This is a genomic window from Streptomyces sp. NPDC054847 (assembly GCF_053610925.1).
In genome coordinates, this window is sequence record NZ_JBSGZJ010000001.1 from 61516 (window position 1) to 78780 (window position 17265).

30 protein-coding genes are annotated in these 17265 nt (G+C 69.5%); 21 read left to right on the forward strand and 9 right to left on the reverse strand.

The annotated features are described in order from the left end of the window. Nucleotides 1–6 precede the first annotated feature (6 nt). The 6 genes from ACWGH4_RS00420 to ACWGH4_RS00445 all read right to left on the reverse strand — a co-directional run bounded on the left by ACWGH4_RS00420 (nucleotide 7) and on the right by ACWGH4_RS00445 (nucleotide 2274). Nucleotides 7–1002: a hypothetical protein gene (locus tag ACWGH4_RS00420; protein WP_453454030.1), complete on the reverse strand. Its 996-nt coding sequence runs from the start codon at nucleotides 1000–1002 to the stop codon at nucleotides 7–9. Nucleotides 1003–1040: 38 nt separating this feature from the next. After that, nucleotides 1041–1277, reverse strand: coding sequence for a hypothetical protein (locus ACWGH4_RS00425; RefSeq protein ID WP_453454032.1), 237 nt, complete (start codon nucleotides 1275–1277; stop codon nucleotides 1041–1043). 19 nt (nucleotides 1278–1296) lie between these two features. Further along, complete coding sequence (locus ACWGH4_RS00430) at nucleotides 1297–1452, reverse strand: hypothetical protein (protein ID WP_453454034.1); 156 nt, start codon at nucleotides 1450–1452, stop codon at nucleotides 1297–1299. Nucleotides 1453–1529: 77 nt separating this feature from the next. Beyond that, entirely contained in the window at nucleotides 1530–1931 is a 402-nt protein-coding gene (locus tag ACWGH4_RS00435; RefSeq protein WP_453454035.1) for a hypothetical protein, read from the reverse strand. Further along, on the reverse strand, nucleotides 1931–2125 hold the full coding sequence (locus ACWGH4_RS00440) for a hypothetical protein (protein ID WP_453454037.1): 195 nt from the start codon (nucleotides 2123–2125) through the stop codon (nucleotides 1931–1933). Before ACWGH4_RS00440 ends, ACWGH4_RS00435 begins: the two co-directional genes overlap by 1 nt. After that, nucleotides 2122–2274: a hypothetical protein gene (locus ACWGH4_RS00445; protein WP_453454039.1), complete on the reverse strand. Its 153-nt coding sequence runs from the start codon at nucleotides 2272–2274 to the stop codon at nucleotides 2122–2124. Before ACWGH4_RS00445 ends, ACWGH4_RS00440 begins: the two co-directional genes overlap by 4 nt. A gap of 189 nt (nucleotides 2275–2463) precedes the next feature. Here ACWGH4_RS00445 and ACWGH4_RS00450 point away from each other — a divergent pair, with 189 nt between their 5' ends. The 10 genes from ACWGH4_RS00450 to ACWGH4_RS00495 all read left to right on the forward strand — a co-directional run bounded on the left by ACWGH4_RS00450 (nucleotide 2464) and on the right by ACWGH4_RS00495 (nucleotide 9207). Beyond that, entirely contained in the window at nucleotides 2464–2733 is a 270-nt protein-coding gene (locus ACWGH4_RS00450; RefSeq protein ID WP_453454141.1) for a hypothetical protein, read from the forward strand. Nucleotides 2734–2874: 141 nt separating this feature from the next. Continuing rightward, nucleotides 2875–3606 carry a GntR family transcriptional regulator gene (locus tag ACWGH4_RS00455; protein WP_453454041.1) on the forward strand — a complete coding sequence of 244 codons (732 nt, stop codon included), beginning with the start codon at nucleotides 2875–2877 and terminating at the stop codon, nucleotides 3604–3606. Between the two features lie 213 nt (nucleotides 3607–3819). Beyond that, nucleotides 3820–4080 carry a hypothetical protein gene (locus tag ACWGH4_RS00460; RefSeq protein WP_453454043.1) on the forward strand — a complete coding sequence of 87 codons (261 nt, stop codon included), beginning with the start codon at nucleotides 3820–3822 and terminating at the stop codon, nucleotides 4078–4080. A gap of 220 nt (nucleotides 4081–4300) precedes the next feature. Then, nucleotides 4301–5401 carry a hypothetical protein gene (locus ACWGH4_RS00465; protein ID WP_453454044.1) on the forward strand — a complete coding sequence of 367 codons (1101 nt, stop codon included), beginning with the start codon at nucleotides 4301–4303 and terminating at the stop codon, nucleotides 5399–5401. Next, a complete protein-coding gene (locus ACWGH4_RS00470; RefSeq protein WP_453454045.1) occupies nucleotides 5394–5939 on the forward strand; it encodes a GIY-YIG nuclease family protein in 546 nt (181 codons plus the stop codon). Before ACWGH4_RS00465 ends, ACWGH4_RS00470 begins: the two co-directional genes overlap by 8 nt. 207 nt (nucleotides 5940–6146) lie before the next feature. Further along, the gene (locus tag ACWGH4_RS00475; protein ID WP_453454047.1) at nucleotides 6147–6302 is read left to right on the forward strand and encodes a hypothetical protein; all 156 of its coding nucleotides are present in this window, start codon (nucleotides 6147–6149) and stop codon (nucleotides 6300–6302) included. Nucleotides 6303–6398: 96 nt separating this feature from the next. Further along, complete coding sequence (locus ACWGH4_RS00480; protein WP_453454049.1) at nucleotides 6399–7058, forward strand: hypothetical protein; 660 nt, start codon at nucleotides 6399–6401, stop codon at nucleotides 7056–7058. Nucleotides 7059–7183: 125 nt separating this feature from the next. Beyond that, the gene (locus tag ACWGH4_RS00485; RefSeq protein ID WP_453454050.1) at nucleotides 7184–7438 is read left to right on the forward strand and encodes a hypothetical protein; all 255 of its coding nucleotides are present in this window, start codon (nucleotides 7184–7186) and stop codon (nucleotides 7436–7438) included. A gap of 109 nt (nucleotides 7439–7547) precedes the next feature. Beyond that, nucleotides 7548–8843: an exonuclease domain-containing protein gene (locus ACWGH4_RS00490; protein WP_453454052.1), complete on the forward strand. Its 1296-nt coding sequence runs from the start codon at nucleotides 7548–7550 to the stop codon at nucleotides 8841–8843. A 22-nt stretch (nucleotides 8844–8865) separates the two neighbouring features. Next, nucleotides 8866–9207 carry a hypothetical protein gene (locus tag ACWGH4_RS00495; RefSeq protein WP_453454054.1) on the forward strand — a complete coding sequence of 114 codons (342 nt, stop codon included), beginning with the start codon at nucleotides 8866–8868 and terminating at the stop codon, nucleotides 9205–9207. A 26-nt stretch (nucleotides 9208–9233) separates the two neighbouring features. On the opposite strand, the gene ACWGH4_RS00500 is transcribed toward ACWGH4_RS00495, so the two are convergent. Further along, complete coding sequence (locus ACWGH4_RS00500; RefSeq protein WP_453454056.1) at nucleotides 9234–9470, reverse strand: hypothetical protein; 237 nt, start codon at nucleotides 9468–9470, stop codon at nucleotides 9234–9236. A gap of 471 nt (nucleotides 9471–9941) precedes the next feature. Here ACWGH4_RS00500 and ACWGH4_RS00505 point away from each other — a divergent pair, with 471 nt between their 5' ends. The 10 genes from ACWGH4_RS00505 (at nucleotide 9942) to ACWGH4_RS00550 (ending at nucleotide 14780) form a co-directional block, all read left to right on the forward strand. Beyond that, entirely contained in the window at nucleotides 9942–10574 is a 633-nt protein-coding gene (locus tag ACWGH4_RS00505; RefSeq protein WP_453454057.1) for a DUF4326 domain-containing protein, read from the forward strand. A gap of 2 nt (nucleotides 10575–10576) precedes the next feature. Further along, entirely contained in the window at nucleotides 10577–11059 is a 483-nt protein-coding gene (locus ACWGH4_RS00510) for an NUDIX hydrolase (protein WP_453454058.1), read from the forward strand. Further along, complete coding sequence (locus ACWGH4_RS00515) at nucleotides 11056–11238, forward strand: hypothetical protein (RefSeq protein WP_453454059.1); 183 nt, start codon at nucleotides 11056–11058, stop codon at nucleotides 11236–11238. The genes ACWGH4_RS00510 and ACWGH4_RS00515 overlap by 4 nt, the downstream gene beginning before the upstream one ends. Continuing rightward, on the forward strand, nucleotides 11235–11645 hold the full coding sequence (locus ACWGH4_RS00520) for a hypothetical protein (protein WP_453454060.1): 411 nt from the start codon (nucleotides 11235–11237) through the stop codon (nucleotides 11643–11645). The genes ACWGH4_RS00515 and ACWGH4_RS00520 overlap by 4 nt, the downstream gene beginning before the upstream one ends. Continuing rightward, nucleotides 11642–11821 (forward strand): hypothetical protein, encoded by a 180-nt coding sequence (locus tag ACWGH4_RS00525; protein WP_453454062.1) that lies wholly within the window; start codon nucleotides 11642–11644, stop codon nucleotides 11819–11821. Before ACWGH4_RS00520 ends, ACWGH4_RS00525 begins: the two co-directional genes overlap by 4 nt. Continuing rightward, nucleotides 11818–12315 carry a hypothetical protein gene (locus tag ACWGH4_RS00530; RefSeq protein WP_453454064.1) on the forward strand — a complete coding sequence of 166 codons (498 nt, stop codon included), beginning with the start codon at nucleotides 11818–11820 and terminating at the stop codon, nucleotides 12313–12315. Before ACWGH4_RS00525 ends, ACWGH4_RS00530 begins: the two co-directional genes overlap by 4 nt. Beyond that, nucleotides 12312–12617 (forward strand): hypothetical protein, encoded by a 306-nt coding sequence (locus ACWGH4_RS00535; protein ID WP_453454066.1) that lies wholly within the window; start codon nucleotides 12312–12314, stop codon nucleotides 12615–12617. Before ACWGH4_RS00530 ends, ACWGH4_RS00535 begins: the two co-directional genes overlap by 4 nt. Next, entirely contained in the window at nucleotides 12614–13462 is an 849-nt protein-coding gene (locus ACWGH4_RS00540; RefSeq protein ID WP_453454068.1) for a hypothetical protein, read from the forward strand. Before ACWGH4_RS00535 ends, ACWGH4_RS00540 begins: the two co-directional genes overlap by 4 nt. Before the next feature lie 437 nt (nucleotides 13463–13899). Then, complete coding sequence (locus tag ACWGH4_RS00545; RefSeq protein ID WP_453454069.1) at nucleotides 13900–14271, forward strand: hypothetical protein; 372 nt, start codon at nucleotides 13900–13902, stop codon at nucleotides 14269–14271. Next, entirely contained in the window at nucleotides 14268–14780 is a 513-nt protein-coding gene (locus tag ACWGH4_RS00550) for a hypothetical protein (protein ID WP_453454071.1), read from the forward strand. Before ACWGH4_RS00545 ends, ACWGH4_RS00550 begins: the two co-directional genes overlap by 4 nt. 153 nt (nucleotides 14781–14933) lie before the next feature. Here the strand turns inward: ACWGH4_RS00550 and ACWGH4_RS00555 are convergent, their stop codons facing one another. Next, nucleotides 14934–15581: a GIY-YIG nuclease family protein gene (locus tag ACWGH4_RS00555; RefSeq protein ID WP_453454073.1), complete on the reverse strand. Its 648-nt coding sequence runs from the start codon at nucleotides 15579–15581 to the stop codon at nucleotides 14934–14936. A 48-nt stretch (nucleotides 15582–15629) separates the two neighbouring features. Continuing rightward, a complete protein-coding gene (locus ACWGH4_RS00560; protein WP_453454074.1) occupies nucleotides 15630–16643 on the reverse strand; it encodes a hypothetical protein in 1014 nt (337 codons plus the stop codon). A gap of 307 nt (nucleotides 16644–16950) precedes the next feature. Here ACWGH4_RS00560 and ACWGH4_RS00565 point away from each other — a divergent pair, with 307 nt between their 5' ends. Beyond that, a complete protein-coding gene (locus tag ACWGH4_RS00565) occupies nucleotides 16951–17181 on the forward strand; it encodes a hypothetical protein (RefSeq protein WP_453454075.1) in 231 nt (76 codons plus the stop codon). Nucleotides 17182–17265 lie beyond the last annotated feature (84 nt).

Genomic DNA, 17265 nt, shown 5'->3' on the forward strand with positions numbered 1-17265 from the left:
CTTCGCTTAGAGGTATCCGCCGTCACCGGCGCGCTGCTGCTTGGTGCGGGACAGGACGGTGCGCACATACGCATCACTCGCCTCGACTCCGTGATGCGCGAGGCGCTCCACGATCTGAGGCGCTGATGCGGCCGGGTCCGCATCACGCATCGCACGGACTGCGGCGGCCTTGCTCATCCCGTCCAGACGCGGCGCATCACCGGTGGGACGAGGCGCAGCAGTACGGGCGGGTGCGGTCCGCGTCAGGGGCGCATCATCGGCCCTATCAGGGACTTCACCGACCGCAGCAGTACGGTGCGCGGCCGCGGCGAGCATGGTGTGCTGCGCCGATGAGGCGGTGTAGGAGGTGGGCGCATCACTGATCTGCGGGGTGCGCGGCGCATCGGTGATGCGGGGAGCATCACTGGCCGCATCACTGGCGGTAAGTTCCAGCATCGGCCTGCGGCGCATCAGTTCGCGGGTCTTGTCCTGCCGCATCAGCTCGATGTCGAAGTCGACGGACACCTCCGCCATCTGACGCTCGGCGTCCATCTCGCGGCGCCGCATCTCGATACGGTGCTGCGCCTCTTCGAACGCCATGCCGCGTTCCATGCGGGCGAGGGTGTGGAGTTCGTCGTCGGTGAGGGCGGCGGGGTCGCGCATGTCGGCGAGGGCGAGGACCCAGACGACCTTCGCTCCGAGCGGGAGGAACGGGCCGCCGGCGGCGAGCGCCATGTTGTCGAGGGCGATGCCGTGCCAGACGAGGAATCCGGCGACGGCGAGGAGGGCGGCCCAGCCGAAGGCGGCGACGGGCCACCGCTTTCCGCAGACGCGGGTGCCGCGGTACTCGGCGTAGATGACCGCGCCCCACACGATGTCCGCTCCTGCGGCGACGCTGAGGCCGGCGGGGCCGACACCCAGAAGGTCGAAGAGGCTGACGGTGGTCCAGATCAGGGAGCCGAAGGACAGGACTGCGGCGAGTCCCGTCAGCGGCGTGCGCTTCCGCTTCTGCTTGGTGGTCATGCGGGTCGGTGTCCTTTCGGTTCGTGGTGTGGCGCGGGTCAGATCTGGTTGGGCTCGAGGGAGAAGAAGAGGACGATCAGCTGTCGTTCGCCGGGGAAGTACTCGTCGGCGATGGCGCGGAGGGCCTCGTCGCGGGTCATGCCGGTGGGGAGGGCGTGGACACCGGACCGGCAGCTCATGAGCCCGTTGGCGCGCTGGATGGTGAGGATCCAGTGGTGGTCGACGGTGTCTGTGTCGGTGGCCTGGGCGGTGGTCTGCTCGGTCTGGGTGGTCACGGTGGTGTCCTTCCGGTGGTCAGGCGGCGGGGGCGAGGAGGGTGCGGAGTCGGTCGGCGCTGGCGTGCGGGTCGGGGAGCTGGTCGATTTCGGCGAGGTTCTGCTGGGCTTCGATGTCGGCGGTGGTCCAGGTCTGCGGGTCGCCGTGTGCGGTGCGGAACTCGGAGGCGGTCATGGCGGTCGGTTCCTTTCCGGGGGTGCGGGGCCCGGACTGTCTGTCGGCTCGACGGCCGGGCCCCGCGCGGTGGGTGGTCAGATGCCTTCGATGGCGGCCGCGGCTTCGGCTGCGGGCTGGTGGAGTTCGGGGTCGGCGAGGTGGAGGGCGGCGAGTTCGCCGTAGCGCTGGGCCTTCTTCTGCCGCTCGTCGGGCAGGGCCCGGAGTGACGGGTTCGTGGCCGGGTTGGTGAGGCGCTGCACGGTGAGCGCGGTGGCGGTGATGACGTCGACGCCGGCGGATCCGGCGAGGGCGGCGATCAGGGTCTGGGTGCGGTCGATGGTGAGCCGGTCGAGGGCGAGGAGTCGGAGGCCGTCGCGGATGAGGTCGATGCCGGGGTGGATGTTGTCGAGGTCCTCGAGGACGCCTTCGAGTTCGTCGTCCAGCGGGGGGACGGCGTTGTCGGCGGTGTGCACCCAGGAGGTGTCACGGCCGGCCATCACAGGTCCCCGTCCGTGTCGGTGGGGATGTGGCCGAACATGTCGTCGATGGCGCGGGTGACGAGCATCCGGGCCTGCGGCATTACGGCGTGGAGGACTTCGCCGGTGAGGGCGATCGTGTCGACCTGGTCGAAGTGGTCCTCGATCGCGGCGATGAGGAGCGGGTCGACCTCGGGCGGCAGGTTGCCGGTCATCGGGTCACCGCCGTGCGGAGGGTGTAGGTGCCGCGGCCGTTCTTGATGCCGGCGGCGATGAGCCGGGTGGGCTTGCTGGCCGGCGCGGCCGTGCGGCGCAGCGCCTCGTTCTGCTGGACGTCGGAGGGGCTGATGGTGCGAGTAGCCATTTGGCGGTTACGATCCATACGGATCGGCCTCCCTGAATGCGCAGGTGGGCGGGTTCTCGTCCTCGCGGTGTTGGTAGCACCGGGTTGGACACGCGGCCCTGGTCCGGCAACTGCTGGATTGGGGCCGTCTTGCTGTGCTGATAACGACACTAGGCGATGACTTGCCATATGGCAAGTCATGTGGAGAGAATGGAGTATGCCGTCATCGCCGAGACAGAAAGAGGCCCCGAGTTGGTGACCTTCCGAGAAGCTGCGCGCCGCGTCGTGGCGGAGGGCATCGCCCCCTCGATGAGCCACCAGCGCGTCTCCCAGCTGGCACGAGACGACGAGCAGTTCCCCGCGGTTCAGCAGATCGGCCGCTCCAAGGTCGTTGACTGGCGCGAGGCGAAGCCGTACTTCGTCGCGCACGCCAAGCGCGCGGCGATCCGCGACAGCCGGCGCCGCAAGGAGGCTGAGTAGGTGCTCAGTTGCCACGTCGCCTCCTTGCGCGTTGCGGCCGGAGTCACGCCCGACCTAAGGTAGAACACTGCCGTAGAACACCTACCGTAGAACACTGAGTAGAACACCTCAACTACTCCGAGACACGAGAGGGGCGAGTACATGAGTGGAACCACCGGATATGCGGACATCGCCGCCCACTACCGAAGGCTCATCGCTGACGGCACGCTCGCCCCTGGCGACGCCATGCCGTCCATCCGCAATGTGCGGGACGAGTTCGACGTCGCGATCACGACCGCCAACCGGGCGTTCGCCGTCCTGAAGGCGGAAGGGCTGACCGCGGTAAAGCTGGGCGTGGGGACGGTCGTTGCCGACAGGCCGCTCGTCGGCTCAACGGGCGCGGCGCGCCTCGATCGTCTCGAGCGCACCGGCCGGCCCCTGGGCGTGAAGGAGCGGTCGATCAAGCACACGGCGACGATGGTTCCGTGCGCGGACACGGCGATCTGCCGCCAGCTCGGGATCGAGCCGCATGACGAGGTCGTGCGCCGGACCCGGGTCTACACCCACGAGGACACGCCGAACGTCTTCTCGATGGCGTGCATCCACCCGCGGGCGCTGGAGGCGGTGCCGGAGATCCTCCGCCCGGGGACAACGGGCCGGTTCTGGCAGCACCTCTACACGGAGCGCACAGGCCGGGAGATCAACCGGTCGCCGGAGATGCGCGGCGCCCGGCCGGCCAGCGCGCACGAGCTGGCCGCGCTGGAGATCGACCTACCTGAGGGTACGTGTGCGCCGGTTCTCGTCCTCGTGAACGTCTTCCACGACGAGGATGGGCCGATCGAGGTGTGGGAGGACGTGTACGCGCCCGGCCGGTGGCAGGTGGAAGGCCAGTAGGCCAGGCCGAGACAGGAGCAAGAACCATGCGAAGCCCGCCGTAAAAGGCGGACGGCCGACGGGTCACCACAACCCTGTCGACCGTCCCCTGGCCGCGTCCTGCGAAGACATATGCGGCCGCAGCAGATCACCCTCATGAGCGATTGGACCTGCCATGCCGAGACTAGCGGCATTTTCGGGGACATCGAAGTTTCGAACAGTCGGAGGCCCCCTGTGACCTCCGGTAACGAGCTTCCCCCCATCGTCACCTTCACCACCGGAGCACCTCTGCTCATGCAACTGGGCCTGGTGGAGAGCATCACGCCGGACGGGCTGCGCTACATCGCGCGCACCCGAGACGACTGGCCCTTCGGCGACGGCCGGAAGCACCCGTACATCCTCGTGGGCAACGCCCGGGCCATGGACACGAAAGCGTTCCTGGCGTACTTCGAGGCCGGCCCCACGAGCGGCGGCCGCGGGCGCAAGCCCGAATGACCCTGGTCAGTTCCGGTGATCGCAGCCACCGGAACGCGGAACGGCCAGCCTGGAGGGTTCGCAGCTCCCCAATGGCCGGCCGTTCGAGTGCAACAGCGGATTGACGTCCGCTGCCTCATAGACCCACAAGCGTGATGAGGTCCTTCATGACTCTACCCGTACCGTCGGGTACCCCCGCAAGGCCACACTGTGTGATCGTCCGAATGCTGGGCGGTGTCCTGTGAGCCTTTTGCCGATTCTGTGGGCGCTGAAGAACGCCCCCGTTGCCGACGCCGAGGAGCGCGTCATCCTCGTGACCATGGCGGAGAGCGCCTGGAGCGATGGCACCGACGCGTTCCAGTCAAAGAAGACGATCGCCGAGCTGGCGATGATCGACCCGAAGACGGTTCAGCGCCGGCTGAGGTCGATGACGTCCCGTGGCCTCATTGCCGAGGGGAACCAGGCGGCGGCCGCGTACATCCCGGAGCACTTCCGGCCGACGGTGTACGACCTGATGATCCCGTTCTCCTGGTATCCGGACGTTGAGCAGATCAACGCTGAGCGGAAGGGGCGGGGGAAGCCGCCGTTGACGCCGGAGATGCGCCCTGACCTTGCAAAAGCCCCGCCGAAGAAGCGTCGCGCCGACAAGGGTGTGAAGCGTAAGCCGAAGGTGGGTCCGGCGGGGGGTGGGGACTACAAGTCCCCCGGTCCAGATGAGCAGGAGGGGGGGACTACAAGTCCCGGGGGTGGGGACTACAAGTCCCAGAGGGGGGGACTGGAAGACCCCCAACCCTCCCCTTCTAACCCACCCCGGGACACTCCCCGTCCTTCCGTCCCCGAGCAGTCGACGGAGGGCAGCAAGGACGGAGGGATGGACGGCTCAGCGGTCCCCCATCAGATCAGCAGGAACGAGGGCGTCGATCTGCTGCTCGCGATTGGTGCTGAGAATCCGAAGTTCCTGCTGACGGGCAAAACGCTCCGGGACCAGGGCCTGACCGTTCTCGGGATGCTGGACGTGGGGTGGACCGCAGAGCAGCTGCGGGAGGTCATCGCAGGCCGGCCGCTGCCTGATCTGATCCGAACGTCTGTTGGCGCGGTGGTCTCGAGTCGGCTGCGGCAAGCCCTGTCCGGACCCGCTCCTTCCTGCGCGCCGCCCCTTCAAGGCGGCCGGCCCGCTGACACGACGACTCCGACCCCCGCCTCGTGGACTGAGGATCTGATCGTCGTGGGGGATCGTCCGGGCGAGTGCGAGGGCCAACAGCGCATGTGTGGACGACCCACGCCTGCTGGCGAACTCTTGTGCCGTGATTGCTCAAGTGCCAAGGAGGCGCAGCATGCCTGAGTCCGTGTACGTGATCGGGAGCGCCGGAAGCTACGTGGTGAAGATCGGGGTCACCAGCAACATCGATCGGCGTCTCCGCGAGATCCAGAACATGTCGCCGCAGGCCCTCGAAGTCCGCTGGTCGTGCAACGGCAATCAGTCCCTCGAGCAGGCGCTGCATCATCACTTCGGTTCGTACCGGAGGCACGGCGAGTGGTTCGAGTTCCCGCACGATCCTGTGCCGCTGGTCCAGTGCGCTGTTCGCATCTTGGAAGTCGTCAAGCAGGAGCTCGGCGGGTACATGCTGTGGCCAGGCGCTCCTCGTCAGAGAACGGATCGCGAGGTGGCCCTGTGGCTCCTCGGGAAGATCCATCGCCAGCTCTCCAACCGCTTGTTCACCTTCGGGGAGGTGGCTTCTGTTATCGGAGCCCCGCGGTCGTTCGTCGAGCACTTTGGTCGCCAACTGCTGGAAATGGGCAACCTGGTAGACCAGGGCCGGGGCCAACAGGGTGAGGTCCTCGTGGCGACCCGGTTCGTGGAGGACTGGCAGGTCAACTAAGCGATTCTGGCGCGGCAGAGCCCCCGACCATCACAGTCGGGGGCTCCGTGGTGCGCATCACCTTCACTACCGTATTGCGTACGCACTATGTTTCGCGTAGGTTCTGTGATGCACGGGCTGCCGCGGTCGACCTTCGCACAGGGAACGCGGCAGCCCACCCAAACCGGGCGGGACTATCCAACCCCCACCAAGACGAAAGGAACAGTCATGTTCCAGCCCGGTTCTTCGCACCGCATGTACGCCCTCGCTATCGCTCCGATCGCCGCCATGTACGCCATGTCCCCCAGCACGGCGGCGGCGGTCGGAGCAGCAGTGGCCACCGTGCAGACGCTCCGCGAAATCCTGGCCCGGCGAAAGCCGTAGTCCGGCAGTTACGCAACCATCCGACCCCACCGGATGTCCCACATTTCATCCGCACCGGTGCGCCCCCAACACACCGCCCAGCCTCGAGGACCACCTGTGTCTCAGCCCACCCCGCCCCCGTACGGCCAGCAGCCCCAGCAGCCTCCGCAGCCCGGCTACGGATACCCGCAGCAGCCGGCACCGCAGTACCGGCAGCCGTACATGGGCGGCCCCGCCCCCTACCAGCCCCCGCCGACGCCGAAGAAGCCGATGAACGGCTGGGCCATTGCCGGTCTCACCCTCGCGGGCGTGTGCGGAACTCTCGGCATCCTCGGCGCGATCATCGACACGGTCGACGGGAGCAACACGGCGACCCGCAAGCCGAGCGCGACCGCGTCGGGGACGCCCGCGAAGGCGGACGCCAAGCCCGCCGAAAAGAAGGCCACCCCGTCCCCGAAGGCGTCCGCCACCAAGCGGGCGCCGGCGCCCACGCCGACCGTCAAGGACACCCCGGCCCCCAAGAAGACCCAGGCCGTCGCCCCCGCGGTCGAGACCGCCAACCTGCCGAACTTCATCGGCATGAACCACCAGGACGCGCAGGACACCGCGCAGGCCGCCGGGTTCTTCAACCTTCGGGAGAAGGACGCCACCGGCATGGAGCGCCTCCTGATCCTCGACAGCAACTGGAAGGTCTGCAAGCAGGAGCCGGCGCCGGGCAGGAACGGCGTGGAGAAGACCATCACCTTGTACTCGGTGAAGTTGGACGAGTCCTGCTGATTCAGCCTCACGCCCCCAACCGCCATGGTCGGGGGCTTTGTGCTTCCACCAGGCCGGTTCGCGCCCTTGCCCACCACGCCCCGCGCCCTCACCTTCAGAACGGAGCACACCGACACGAGGGGGACATGTTGGCCAATCAGACCGCACCCACGCTGACCGTCATCACCATCTGGGCCGGCCGCGCATGCCTGTGGTGGGCGAAGACCTTGCAGCAGACCGTCGCCGGGAAGGCCCGCACGAAGTCGCATGTGGCCCGCAGGAACGCCGCCATGCGCGCCGCGTACGCCCGCGGAGTCGACAGGGAGACCATCACCCGCACGATCGGCCTGAGCGACCCGCACGTCCGCCAGGCCCTACGGGGGGAGCCGACAGCCGAATAGCCTGCTCCACGCGCCCCCGGCCGGCTGGTTCGGGGGCGTTCTGCTGCCCGCTGTCAGTGCCCGCTGCAAGACTGCCCACAGACCACCACAAACCCGTATGGAGGTGCCCGTGACCGCGTCCCCCGCCGTCGAGACGACGACGCTGCCCGTGTGGGCGGCGGCCGACGTTCCCGCCCACCTGCGCACCAAGACGGAACTGAAAGAGCAGCGGTTGAAGGTCGCTCCCGGGCAGGAGCCAGTCGGCTACCTGCGCAAGTACCGCCAAGGTCACGGCTGGGGAGAGTTCCCGCTGTACGACCCGGCCGACGCGGCGCCGATGCGGCCCCTGTCGGCGAAGCAGCAGGCCGCGAAGGACGCCCGCCGTACGTGCCCCGAGTGCGGCACCCTGCGCGCGTACATCGTCCACGTGCGGTGCGTCGACTGCCGAGAGAAGGCGGAACAGGCACGGCAGGAGCTGTACACGCGGACGTGCAGGCGCTGCCGCCGCGTCGCCGGCCAGGCCCTGCCGAAAGACGCCCACCAAGGGCACGCCTGCGAGCACTGCCGTGTGCTGTACGCGATCCGCCATCAGGCCGCGGCGGAGCGCCGCGCGGTGTGGGCGCGTACATGCCCCGGCAGAGACTGCACGGTGGTCACTGCCACGGATGAGGAAGTCGCGGCCGGTTGGGATGAGGATGCCGCGCAGGAGTGGCGGTCGTGGGGGTGGTCGCCGCGGTGGTGCCCGCCGTGCAAGGAGCGCGATACGCGGGAGCGCGCCGAGCGGGAGCGGCAGCAGCGGGAGGCCGAACAGCGGTTCAGGGAGGCCCGGGAGCAGGAGGTGCGGGATCTTTCCTCGTGGGCTGCGGCCGCGCTCGAGGATCCGAACCTTGTCGTCCTCGACACGGAGACCACGGGCCTCGAGGACGATGCCCGGATCGTCGACATCGCCATCGTCAACGGCGCGGGGGACGTGTTGATGGACACGCTCGTCAACCCCGGCGAGCCGATCCCCGCGGACGCCACCTCCATCCACGGCATCACCGACACGATGACCGCGACCGCGCCCACCTTCAGCAGCATCCTCGACCAGCTGACCGCTGCCCTCGACGGCCGGCGCTGCCTCATCTACAACCGGCCGTACGACGTCGCCCGCCTCCGACACGAACTCACCATCCACTACCGGCAAGAACAGCATCCCGACCCCGAGGAGTCGGCAGATGCCTGGCTCGACGCCATGCAGTTCGAGGACGCGATGATCCCCTATTCGGACTGGGTCGGGGACTGGTCGGACTACTGGGGCAACAACACGTGGCAGCCGCTGTACGGCGGCGACCACCGAGCCGTGGGTGACTGCCGGGCCGTCCTGGAACGGCTTCGTGAGATGGCGGGCAAGGACCTTGAGGACGAGGCGGCAGACGCCGCCTGACCCGGATGGCAGACTCGTGCTCGTGCCGTCGACCTCCCAAACCCTCCTGGAGACCCGTATGCCCGCGGCCCGGAAGCGCCTCACCGCGAAGAAGGCGCAGGAGATTGTCGACGGCGCGGAGCTGGTGAAGGCGCCGGACTGGGCGGAGTCGAGCCGGTGGCATGTCGTCGGCGTCGACGGCGAGGTGCTGGTGGTGGTGTCGCCGTCGTACGGCGGTGCCGGCCGGTCGGGCCGGAACGGGTGGCGGCAGCATCTGGCCGCTCTGGGCCCGTCGGGTGGTGGGGAGCGGCACCCGACGCGACAGGCCGCCGCCGTTCAGGGGTTGGCGGCGTGGATGCGGTGGGCCACGGCGCCGCCCAGGTGACCCGCTGAGGACCAGGGGCCCGTCGCTCAGGTTGGGCGGCGGGCCTGCGTCTTGCCCGGCCCCGGATAGTCCGGGTCGTCCTCGGCGGTCGGCAGGTCCCGGTAGCCATCTGACCAGTTGTTCGTCCAACCGCAAACGCCACAGGCATAGCGCCCATCCAGTCCTGCGAGAGCCGTGCCGCAGCGCACGCACGCGGTCTCGGTGATCTGCGGTCCCTCCGGCACGGTGTCGGCTGCCGGCACGTGGGGCTGTGGGGCGCTCATGGCGTGGAGGGTAGTGGCTGGGCGGCCGGCTGGGGCGTGTTGCCGGACACGGGGCCGCAGTTCGCGCAGTACCAGGACCCGTTCGGGGCCTGCGTTGCGGTGCCTCCGCACCGTGGACATTGCATGCCTGCTCCCCTCGTTCGTGCGGGTGTCGTCCTGTTGAGGATCCCGCCTGCTGTTGGGGCGTCAAGGGCGCAGCCTGGCCGGGGGGATGCTCGAGCCGGTCGGGTGCCAGGATCAGCGTCGAGTCTTCGAGGCTCCTGAAGCGCCCCCATTGGGGAACTGCTGGCCGGCCCTCATCCGCACGCACGGATGGGGGCTGAGCTGTATCCTCCCACCTCGTAACGTATTGCGTACGCACTATGAACGCGGTTAGGGTGGAGCCCCACCCTCACCCACCCGACCGCGGGGAACGCCGCGCACAAACCGCGCCACCCTGAAACAGCCCCCTCCCCTTCCCGAGGAGCGCTCATGGCCACCTACGAGATCGAGTTCGGCGCACTGGGCGACACCCGCCCTGTCCCCGACCTGACCGTCCGCACCACCGACCCGAACGAACTCAGCCGCACCGTCCTCGACCACGCCCGCCCCCACATCACGCCCGTCCTCACGGAAATGGGCCGGCCGGAGCTCGCCGACAGCCTGTTCCGCATGAACCACGACCGGACCATGGGCCAGTTCCTGTACCTCGACCTCGCCGGAGGAAAGAGCGCCGAGTTCCTCCCCGCCCGGATCACGACCACCCCGGAGCGGATCCAGCGCAAGCGCACCGCGGGCTGGACATCGAACGGCGCCACGTACGTCGGCCGCGGCAGCCGCTGGGGCAACCCGTTCACCATCACCGACTGCCTTGAGGCGGGCTTCGCCGACACGAAGGACGAAGCACGCCAGGTCGTCACCGACCAGTTCCGCCAGTGGCTCAGCGGCGAGCTTGACGGCGGCCCCGGACCGTCCGGCACCACGTGGTCCCGTGAGCGGCGCGACCAGCTGCTCGCGGACGTCGAGCAGCTCCGTGGCCGGGACCTCATGTGCTGGTGCGCGCTCGAAATGCCGTGCCACGCCGACGTCCTCCTCGAGCTCGCCCGCACCCGTCAGGAGGCGTGACCATGGCCGACCTCACCACCGAGCAGCAGGCCGAACTGGCCCCCCTCGCCCGCACCATTGCCGAAACCGTCCGTGATACCCCGGTCCGCGTCGGCACGCCCGAAGGTGCAGCCGACCTTGTCGCCATGCTGACCGTGAACACCGCGGCCTACATGGGCAGCGTCCTCCCCCGCACCCCCGGCCTGGCCCAGCACATGGTCGACGTCGACACCGAGCGGCAGGCGCAGCTCGCCAAGTTCGGCGACCAGCATCACCCCGACGGCACCGGCCTCCCCGTGTACAAGCACGCCGCCAACCGGTACCGCGACCAGACCGACCGCTACGCCGCCGTGGGCGCCCTCGCCTGGCGTGACGTCCTCCTCGAGGAGGTGTACGAAGCGCTCGCCGAGTCCGACCCCACAGCGCTTCGTGCGGAGCTGGTTCAGGTCGCCGCCGTCACCCAGGCGTGGATCTCCGACATCGACAGCCGGGAGGCCAAGGAATGAGCAGCAGCAGAGGCTTCACCGGGATCAGCCTCGCGGGCACCTGGGAATGCGGCGCCTGCGGTGCCACCGGAGACGGTTGGTACGACGAGGACGACGGCCTGGTCCTGCACGACGAGAACGGGCAGCCCTTCGCCACAGACGACCACGTCTGCGAGACCGACGAGGAGGTGCAGTCGTGAAGGCCCTCACCGTCCGGCAGCCGTACGCCGACGCCATCGTCCACGGCGGGCACCCCCTCCACGGCCGGAAGACCGTCGAGAACCGCTCCCGCCCCATCCCGCCCAAGTACGTGGGCGCCACGATCCTCATCCATGCCGGCGCGGCATTCCACCGTGACGCCGATCTCTGGGGGCCGCGGCCCGACGCCCGATCCGCAATCCTCGGCACCGCGGTGCTGGCCTCCTGCCACCTCGACTCCGGCTGCTGTGCACCGTGGGGCATGACCGACTACTTCCACTGGCAGCTCGAGGACGTTCGTGCCCTCGCCGAGCCGGTGCCGGCGTCCGGGCAGCTCGGCTTTTGGACACCGACCCCCGACGTCCTGGTCGCCGTACAAGACCAGCTCAAGCAGGAGGCCACGCCGTGAGGAGCCGCACCATCTGGTCGCCATTCTCCTGCCGCTGGTGCGGCGAGGAGCGTGGCAACCACGGTCGAAGCTACATCCGCTCCAAGGGCCTCCACTCGTGGGAGCAGCCCACGCCAGCGCAGATCCTCGCCCGGATGCGCGCCCGTCGTGCCGCACAGAAGGAGGCCCGGTCGTGATGAAGCCCAGTGAGCTGGAGCCCTCCGCCTACGACCAGCTCCTTAACGCCCTCGGCGACAGCGAGCAGTCCCGCACCCTCATCAACCAGTTCGCCCACGAGCTTGCCGACCTTGCCCGCCTTGCCGAAGCGTCGCAGTGGCCGGGGCCCGTGTCCCAGGTCGTCGACCCGTTCGGGCACACCCGCGAGTCGTGGGCTGCGGCCACCGGCTGCGCCCGGCTCGCGACCCCCGACCCGGAGAAGCCCGTCGGGGAAGTGCGTACCACGGTCGAGTTCTTCGTCCAGACCGAGCAGCCCGACGGCACGTGGGAGCAGTCCAGCAGCGCGGAGACGGACGCGTACTGGGCTGCGGACCGGCAGCGGAAGCTCATGCAGCGGTTCGCCGACATGAAGCACCGGATCGTCCAGCGCACCGCCACGGTCCGCGTCGTCCCGCTCCCCGCACGCGAACCGATCGCTCTGCCGGCCGCCGAACAGAACGAGGCCGGCCGATGACACGGCGTGCGAAGTACGGCGACACCGCCGCCCAGGGCCGCTTCCCCCTCCGCCCCGGCAAGCCCCTCGTCCACCGCCGCCGCAACGGCGCCTGGGGCTACACCTGCGTCTGCGTCGGTCACACCCGCGGTCCCCACCCGGCAGGCAGCTCCCGCCACAACTGCGACAGCTGGCAGCACGCCCTCCGCGACGCGTTCGACCACGTCAAGTGGGACCACAAGACCCCGGCCCAGTACGAGACCGAAGCCCTCGAGGCCGTGTACGCCCTCCCGGCCACAGAACCCGACAGGAGCGCCCCGTGACCCACCTGTCCGCGGTGAAGCCGCCCTCGACCGAGCAGCGACCGAAGCGCACGTTCCCCGAACTCGTCGCAGCCATCTACGAGGACCCCCGCGTCGGCCACGAAGCACGCGAACTCCTCCTTGCCGTCGCCTACGCCGTCGACCTCGCCAAGCGCGAGGAAGGCGTCAGCCCGCTTCGGACCGCCCGCCGCAAGCTGGGCGTGGAGCACGGAAGGCAGGCCCGCTACGACCGGCTCGTCACCGCGGATGCACCCCGCTATGAGCCGCCCGAGTCAGCAAGGAACCTCCAGTTCGACCGGCCCTTCTGCGAGGCGCCGCGCCTGCGCCCCTACCGTCCCCGCCCGTACAAGCCGCGTACCCAGCCCACCCCGCCCGACGTACCCGTGCTGGCCGACGAGGCCATCGCCCGAAGGCTGCCGCCCCCGATCGTGCACGTCGACCCCGGATACGAGCCGCCCAGGGACTGGCGCACCGAAGACGGCGTCTGCGGAGCCGACTCCCACCACCGCGTCCTCGAAAAGGACCCCCGCACCGGCTGGATTACCCCGCACTGGTTCTGCAAGCGCCACAAGGGCCACGCCGACCGCGTGACCGAGCAGGTCCGCGAACAGAACGAAGGCGCGCCCGAGCCGATCCCGAACACGGGCGGCCTCCTGCCCTGCTACTTCAACGCCGACTGGGAACGCGTCTACAAGCACTACCTCCCGAAATGGCAGCCGCCGAAGTACGGGCTGTGCGCCGATGACTGGCCCACCCCGGGCGAGACGTTCGCGGCGAACCGCGGCCGGCTCCGCCTCCTCGCCGACGACCTCGAGCCTGCGGGAGCTGCGGGTGACGACACCTGAGACGCGGGCCCGGATCCGTGCCGTCGAGAAGCGCCTCACCCTCCCCACCCCGGCCCCACTCGACGGCCAAGCCGCAATCCCCCTCACGTGGCGTCAGGAGCCCCTGTGGGAGCCCGCCCGACCCGGACCCGCCCCGGCCGTCCCGCAGCGCCCACAGCGCCGCCCCAAGGCCCGAACGCGGACCCTCCCCCGATACGTCCTCCCCGGCCCCACACCCTTGTTCCTCGAAACCGCCCGACCCGCCACCCGCCGCCACGGCTGGTTCCTCGGCCGCCGTATCCGCCACCTCACCACTACCGGGAGCTACCTATGACCGAGCAGGACGAGGACACCGTCACCTGCCAGTGGTGCGGAACGGCCATCCCCCGCGCCACAGCTCGCTGGTGGGACAACAAGCCCCAATGCCCCAACCACTTCGCTTGCGCCCGGAGGAGCTCGTGACCGACCAGCCCGACGTCCAGTTCGGTCTCTGCGCCCCCCGCCTCCGTCAGCTCATCGCTGACGCCCTCGAAGCCGCCGACTACCGACCCGACATGCGCCGCGGCGACCTTGCCGATGCCGTGCTCCCCATAGTCCAGCAGGAGCTCAAGAAGACCCTGGAGCCCGTCGTACGAGACCGCGACGAAATGCGGCAGCGGTTCCACAACCAGGCCCAGGCCGGAACCGAGCTGGTGATGGAGCTCCACCACCTCGAGGCCCGTGTCCGCCGCGTGGCCGACCAGATCGCTGCCGGAGCCCCGTGGACCGCCAACCTCGAGGACACCGCCCAGCACGTACGCGACACCCTCACGCCGCAGGAGCAGCCGTGACCGACCAACCGCCCGAGGACCAGCCGCCGACCCGCGCGGAGCGCCTGGCCGTGCTGGCCGACAAGCTGTGCCGCTCCTACACGTACGGCGTCGGCATCGACGAGCTCGCCCAGACCGACCCCGACGAGGCGGAAGCCCACCGCGATGCTGCCGAGGCGCTCCTCGACTGGATCGGGGAGTGCCCGCGGGAGGAGCGCCGTGCCGCGTTCAGGCGCGGCTACGACCGCGGCCGCGAAGCCCAGAAGCAGCGCACCGCCGAAGACATGACCCGTCTCGAGGCCGAGCTCGCCGAACTCCGGCAGGAGCGGGACCCGGAAGGTCTCCGCTCCCGCATCTGCGACCTCACGTATGCCCTGCGCGGCTGGGACATGCTGATGACCGGTCGCGGCCGCCGTACCACCTGGGAGGAAGTCGCCGCCGGCCACCTGGCCAAGCTGGTGGAGGTGCAGCGGGAGCTGGCCGAACTCAAAGGGCACCAGCCGTCGAACGCCTCGAGGCGGGACGGCTGACGTGCGGACTTTGGTCAGCGTGGTGGCGTACTGGTCCTGGGCTGTCCCTAGGCTGCGCCGGTACTGCCACCCATGCGACCTCATCATGTGGGGCTGGCAGGAGTGCGCCGACCATTCGCCGCACACCTACCTCCTCGGCGCCTCACGGGCCCGTCACAGGCAGTAGAACGGGTGCTCCCGGTACGGCTCTGCCATCTCCTTCACGACCGGGCACGGCACCGGCCCGCCACACAGCGGGCACTCGTCGTTCTCGCACCGGCTGGCCGTCAGCGGATCGTCCAGGACCGGGCCACGGCCGCAGAGAATGTCCTCCATCACCTGCCGGGCTGACCGGTTCTTCTGCCAGTGCCAGGCGCCCCATTGGTTCGGCGCGTGGTCCGCGAGGAGCCGCAGCTGCCCCTCGAGCTCGACGACTCTCGCCAGCTTCGCCTTCGCCCGCGGCCGGCGCGGCGTACACAGTACGGACCGCTCCTCCCGCAACCGGCCTCCGATCCACTGGATGCGGTAGTTCGCCCGGAAGTCGGACCAGTTCTTCACCTGGTTGTGCAGCGGCTCCTCGGCGACGATCGCGTGCGTCTCCGCCGCCTCGGCCTCCGGCCTGGTGTCGTACCAGACCAGCCGCTCATGGGCGACCTGCGGCCACCAGGGCTTGTGCCGCCGGTGATGTCGCCACCGTTCCGGCACGTCATAGGTGATGCCGACGTACAGCAGCACCCCATCCTCGTCGTACAGCCGGTACACGGCCGTCCGCTGGGCGTCACGCCAGTTCTGGCGCTCCTCCAGGCTCATCGGTTCTGCCACACGCGGATCCTGGCAGCAGGCACTGACAACGCCCCGGGGCCCGTGCGGTCAGGCTGCGGTGTCGACGTCGCCCTGGGCGATGGCCGGCTCGTCGTCGATGAGCCGCTCCGGGCACTGCGCCCACTCGTACGCCAACTGCGCCTGCGTCTTCGCCCCGAACATGGCACGCAGCGCCTGGAACTCCTTCGCCACCGCCCGCGGTGACCAGCCCAGCCGCTTCGCCGTCGCGTCCTGCCCGAGGCCCTCGCACAAGTCCCGCAGCATCTCCCGCTGCCGGCGAGTCGTCCGCGGTCCCGCACCCACACCGATCCCCAGCCCGGCGCAGTGCGCGTCCCCGGTCCACACATCGGCCCGGCGCCAGACCTCGTCGAACACGGCAGCAATCCAGGCGACCATGCCGTGGTCCTGCACATACCAGGCCGCGTTCACCGGCCCACCGTCCTGAACGTGCAGGTGGTCGTTGATGAAGGCGTGCTGCCGGTCGATGATGATGCACCGCTGGAACGGCGACGGCATGGTCCGGAACACGGCGCCCTTCCCGGTCATGATGGTCGCCCACTCGCGGGTCACCGGATCCGTCCGAACGGTGTCCAGGTACAAGGTTTTCACCCGCACCCCCCGCTCGAGGGCCTTCGCGTCCCGGTCCACCGCCAGACTCAACAGCTTCCGGGTACGAGGCCCCCCGGGCTGAGCCGTCAGCATCTCCACCCGCGCCCCGGCCAACGCCGCCCCGATCCGGGCGTTCACCTCCGCCGGGTCGTCCAAATATTCGCAGCCGACACCTTCCCGGTTGCGGACCCGGTCGTAGTGCACGGCCAGCTCGTCCGACAGCTCGGGAAGCTGCGCCAACGCGGCAGCCTGACGGGCCAGCATCGCGATCTGCGCCCGCGCCTGGTCCCGTATCGCACGGCGCGGCTCCAGGATCACCGGCCGGTCCGGCTGGTCCGGGTCGGCGGACACCAGACCGAACGCCCACAGCTCGTCGAGCGCCGCTTCGTCGCCCGCGCCGGGACGTCCGCCGGCCGCGATACGGCCGTAGAGGTCCAGACCGGACGCCGACATTGCCTCACAACCGGACGGCGGTTCGCCCCGTTCGTTCACGTGTGCCCCCGTCGAAGTCTCGTACTACCGCGTGCGAGTTCACGCTGTGCATAAAGACGCACACGGCAAAGGTTGAACACTGAATGGCGGTACAGCAAGAGTAACGACCAGTGGGGCTCCTCCCGGCCCAACGACGTATCCTCCACAACCGTCTTTCCAGTGCACCGCGTTGGCCAGACACCAGGGGTGGATCGCAGCAGGAAACGTTTCGCCGGCCGGGAGGCCCGCCCCGCCCGCCACACGTCGCCACACCGGATTGGACGCTGTCATGAAGCTGCGCCGCGCCCTCGCCATCCTCACCCTCACCACTGCCGGCGTCCTCGGCAGTGCCGCGGCTGCCTCCGCCTGCACCGGCGGCAGCGACACGTCCACGGTCGTCGAGGACCCCACCGGCACTGACGACTCCGCGTGGGGCACCCCGCCCGCCGACGAGCCGGCACCGGAGCCCACCGAAGACGGTACGGACACGACGGTCGCCCGCGACTCCGCCTGGGGCTGACACCAACTCCACCCCCCGACGCCTGCGCCCCGGACTACCCCCAGTAGCCGGGGCGCAGCCGCGTCCGAGCGGGGGCAACGGTCG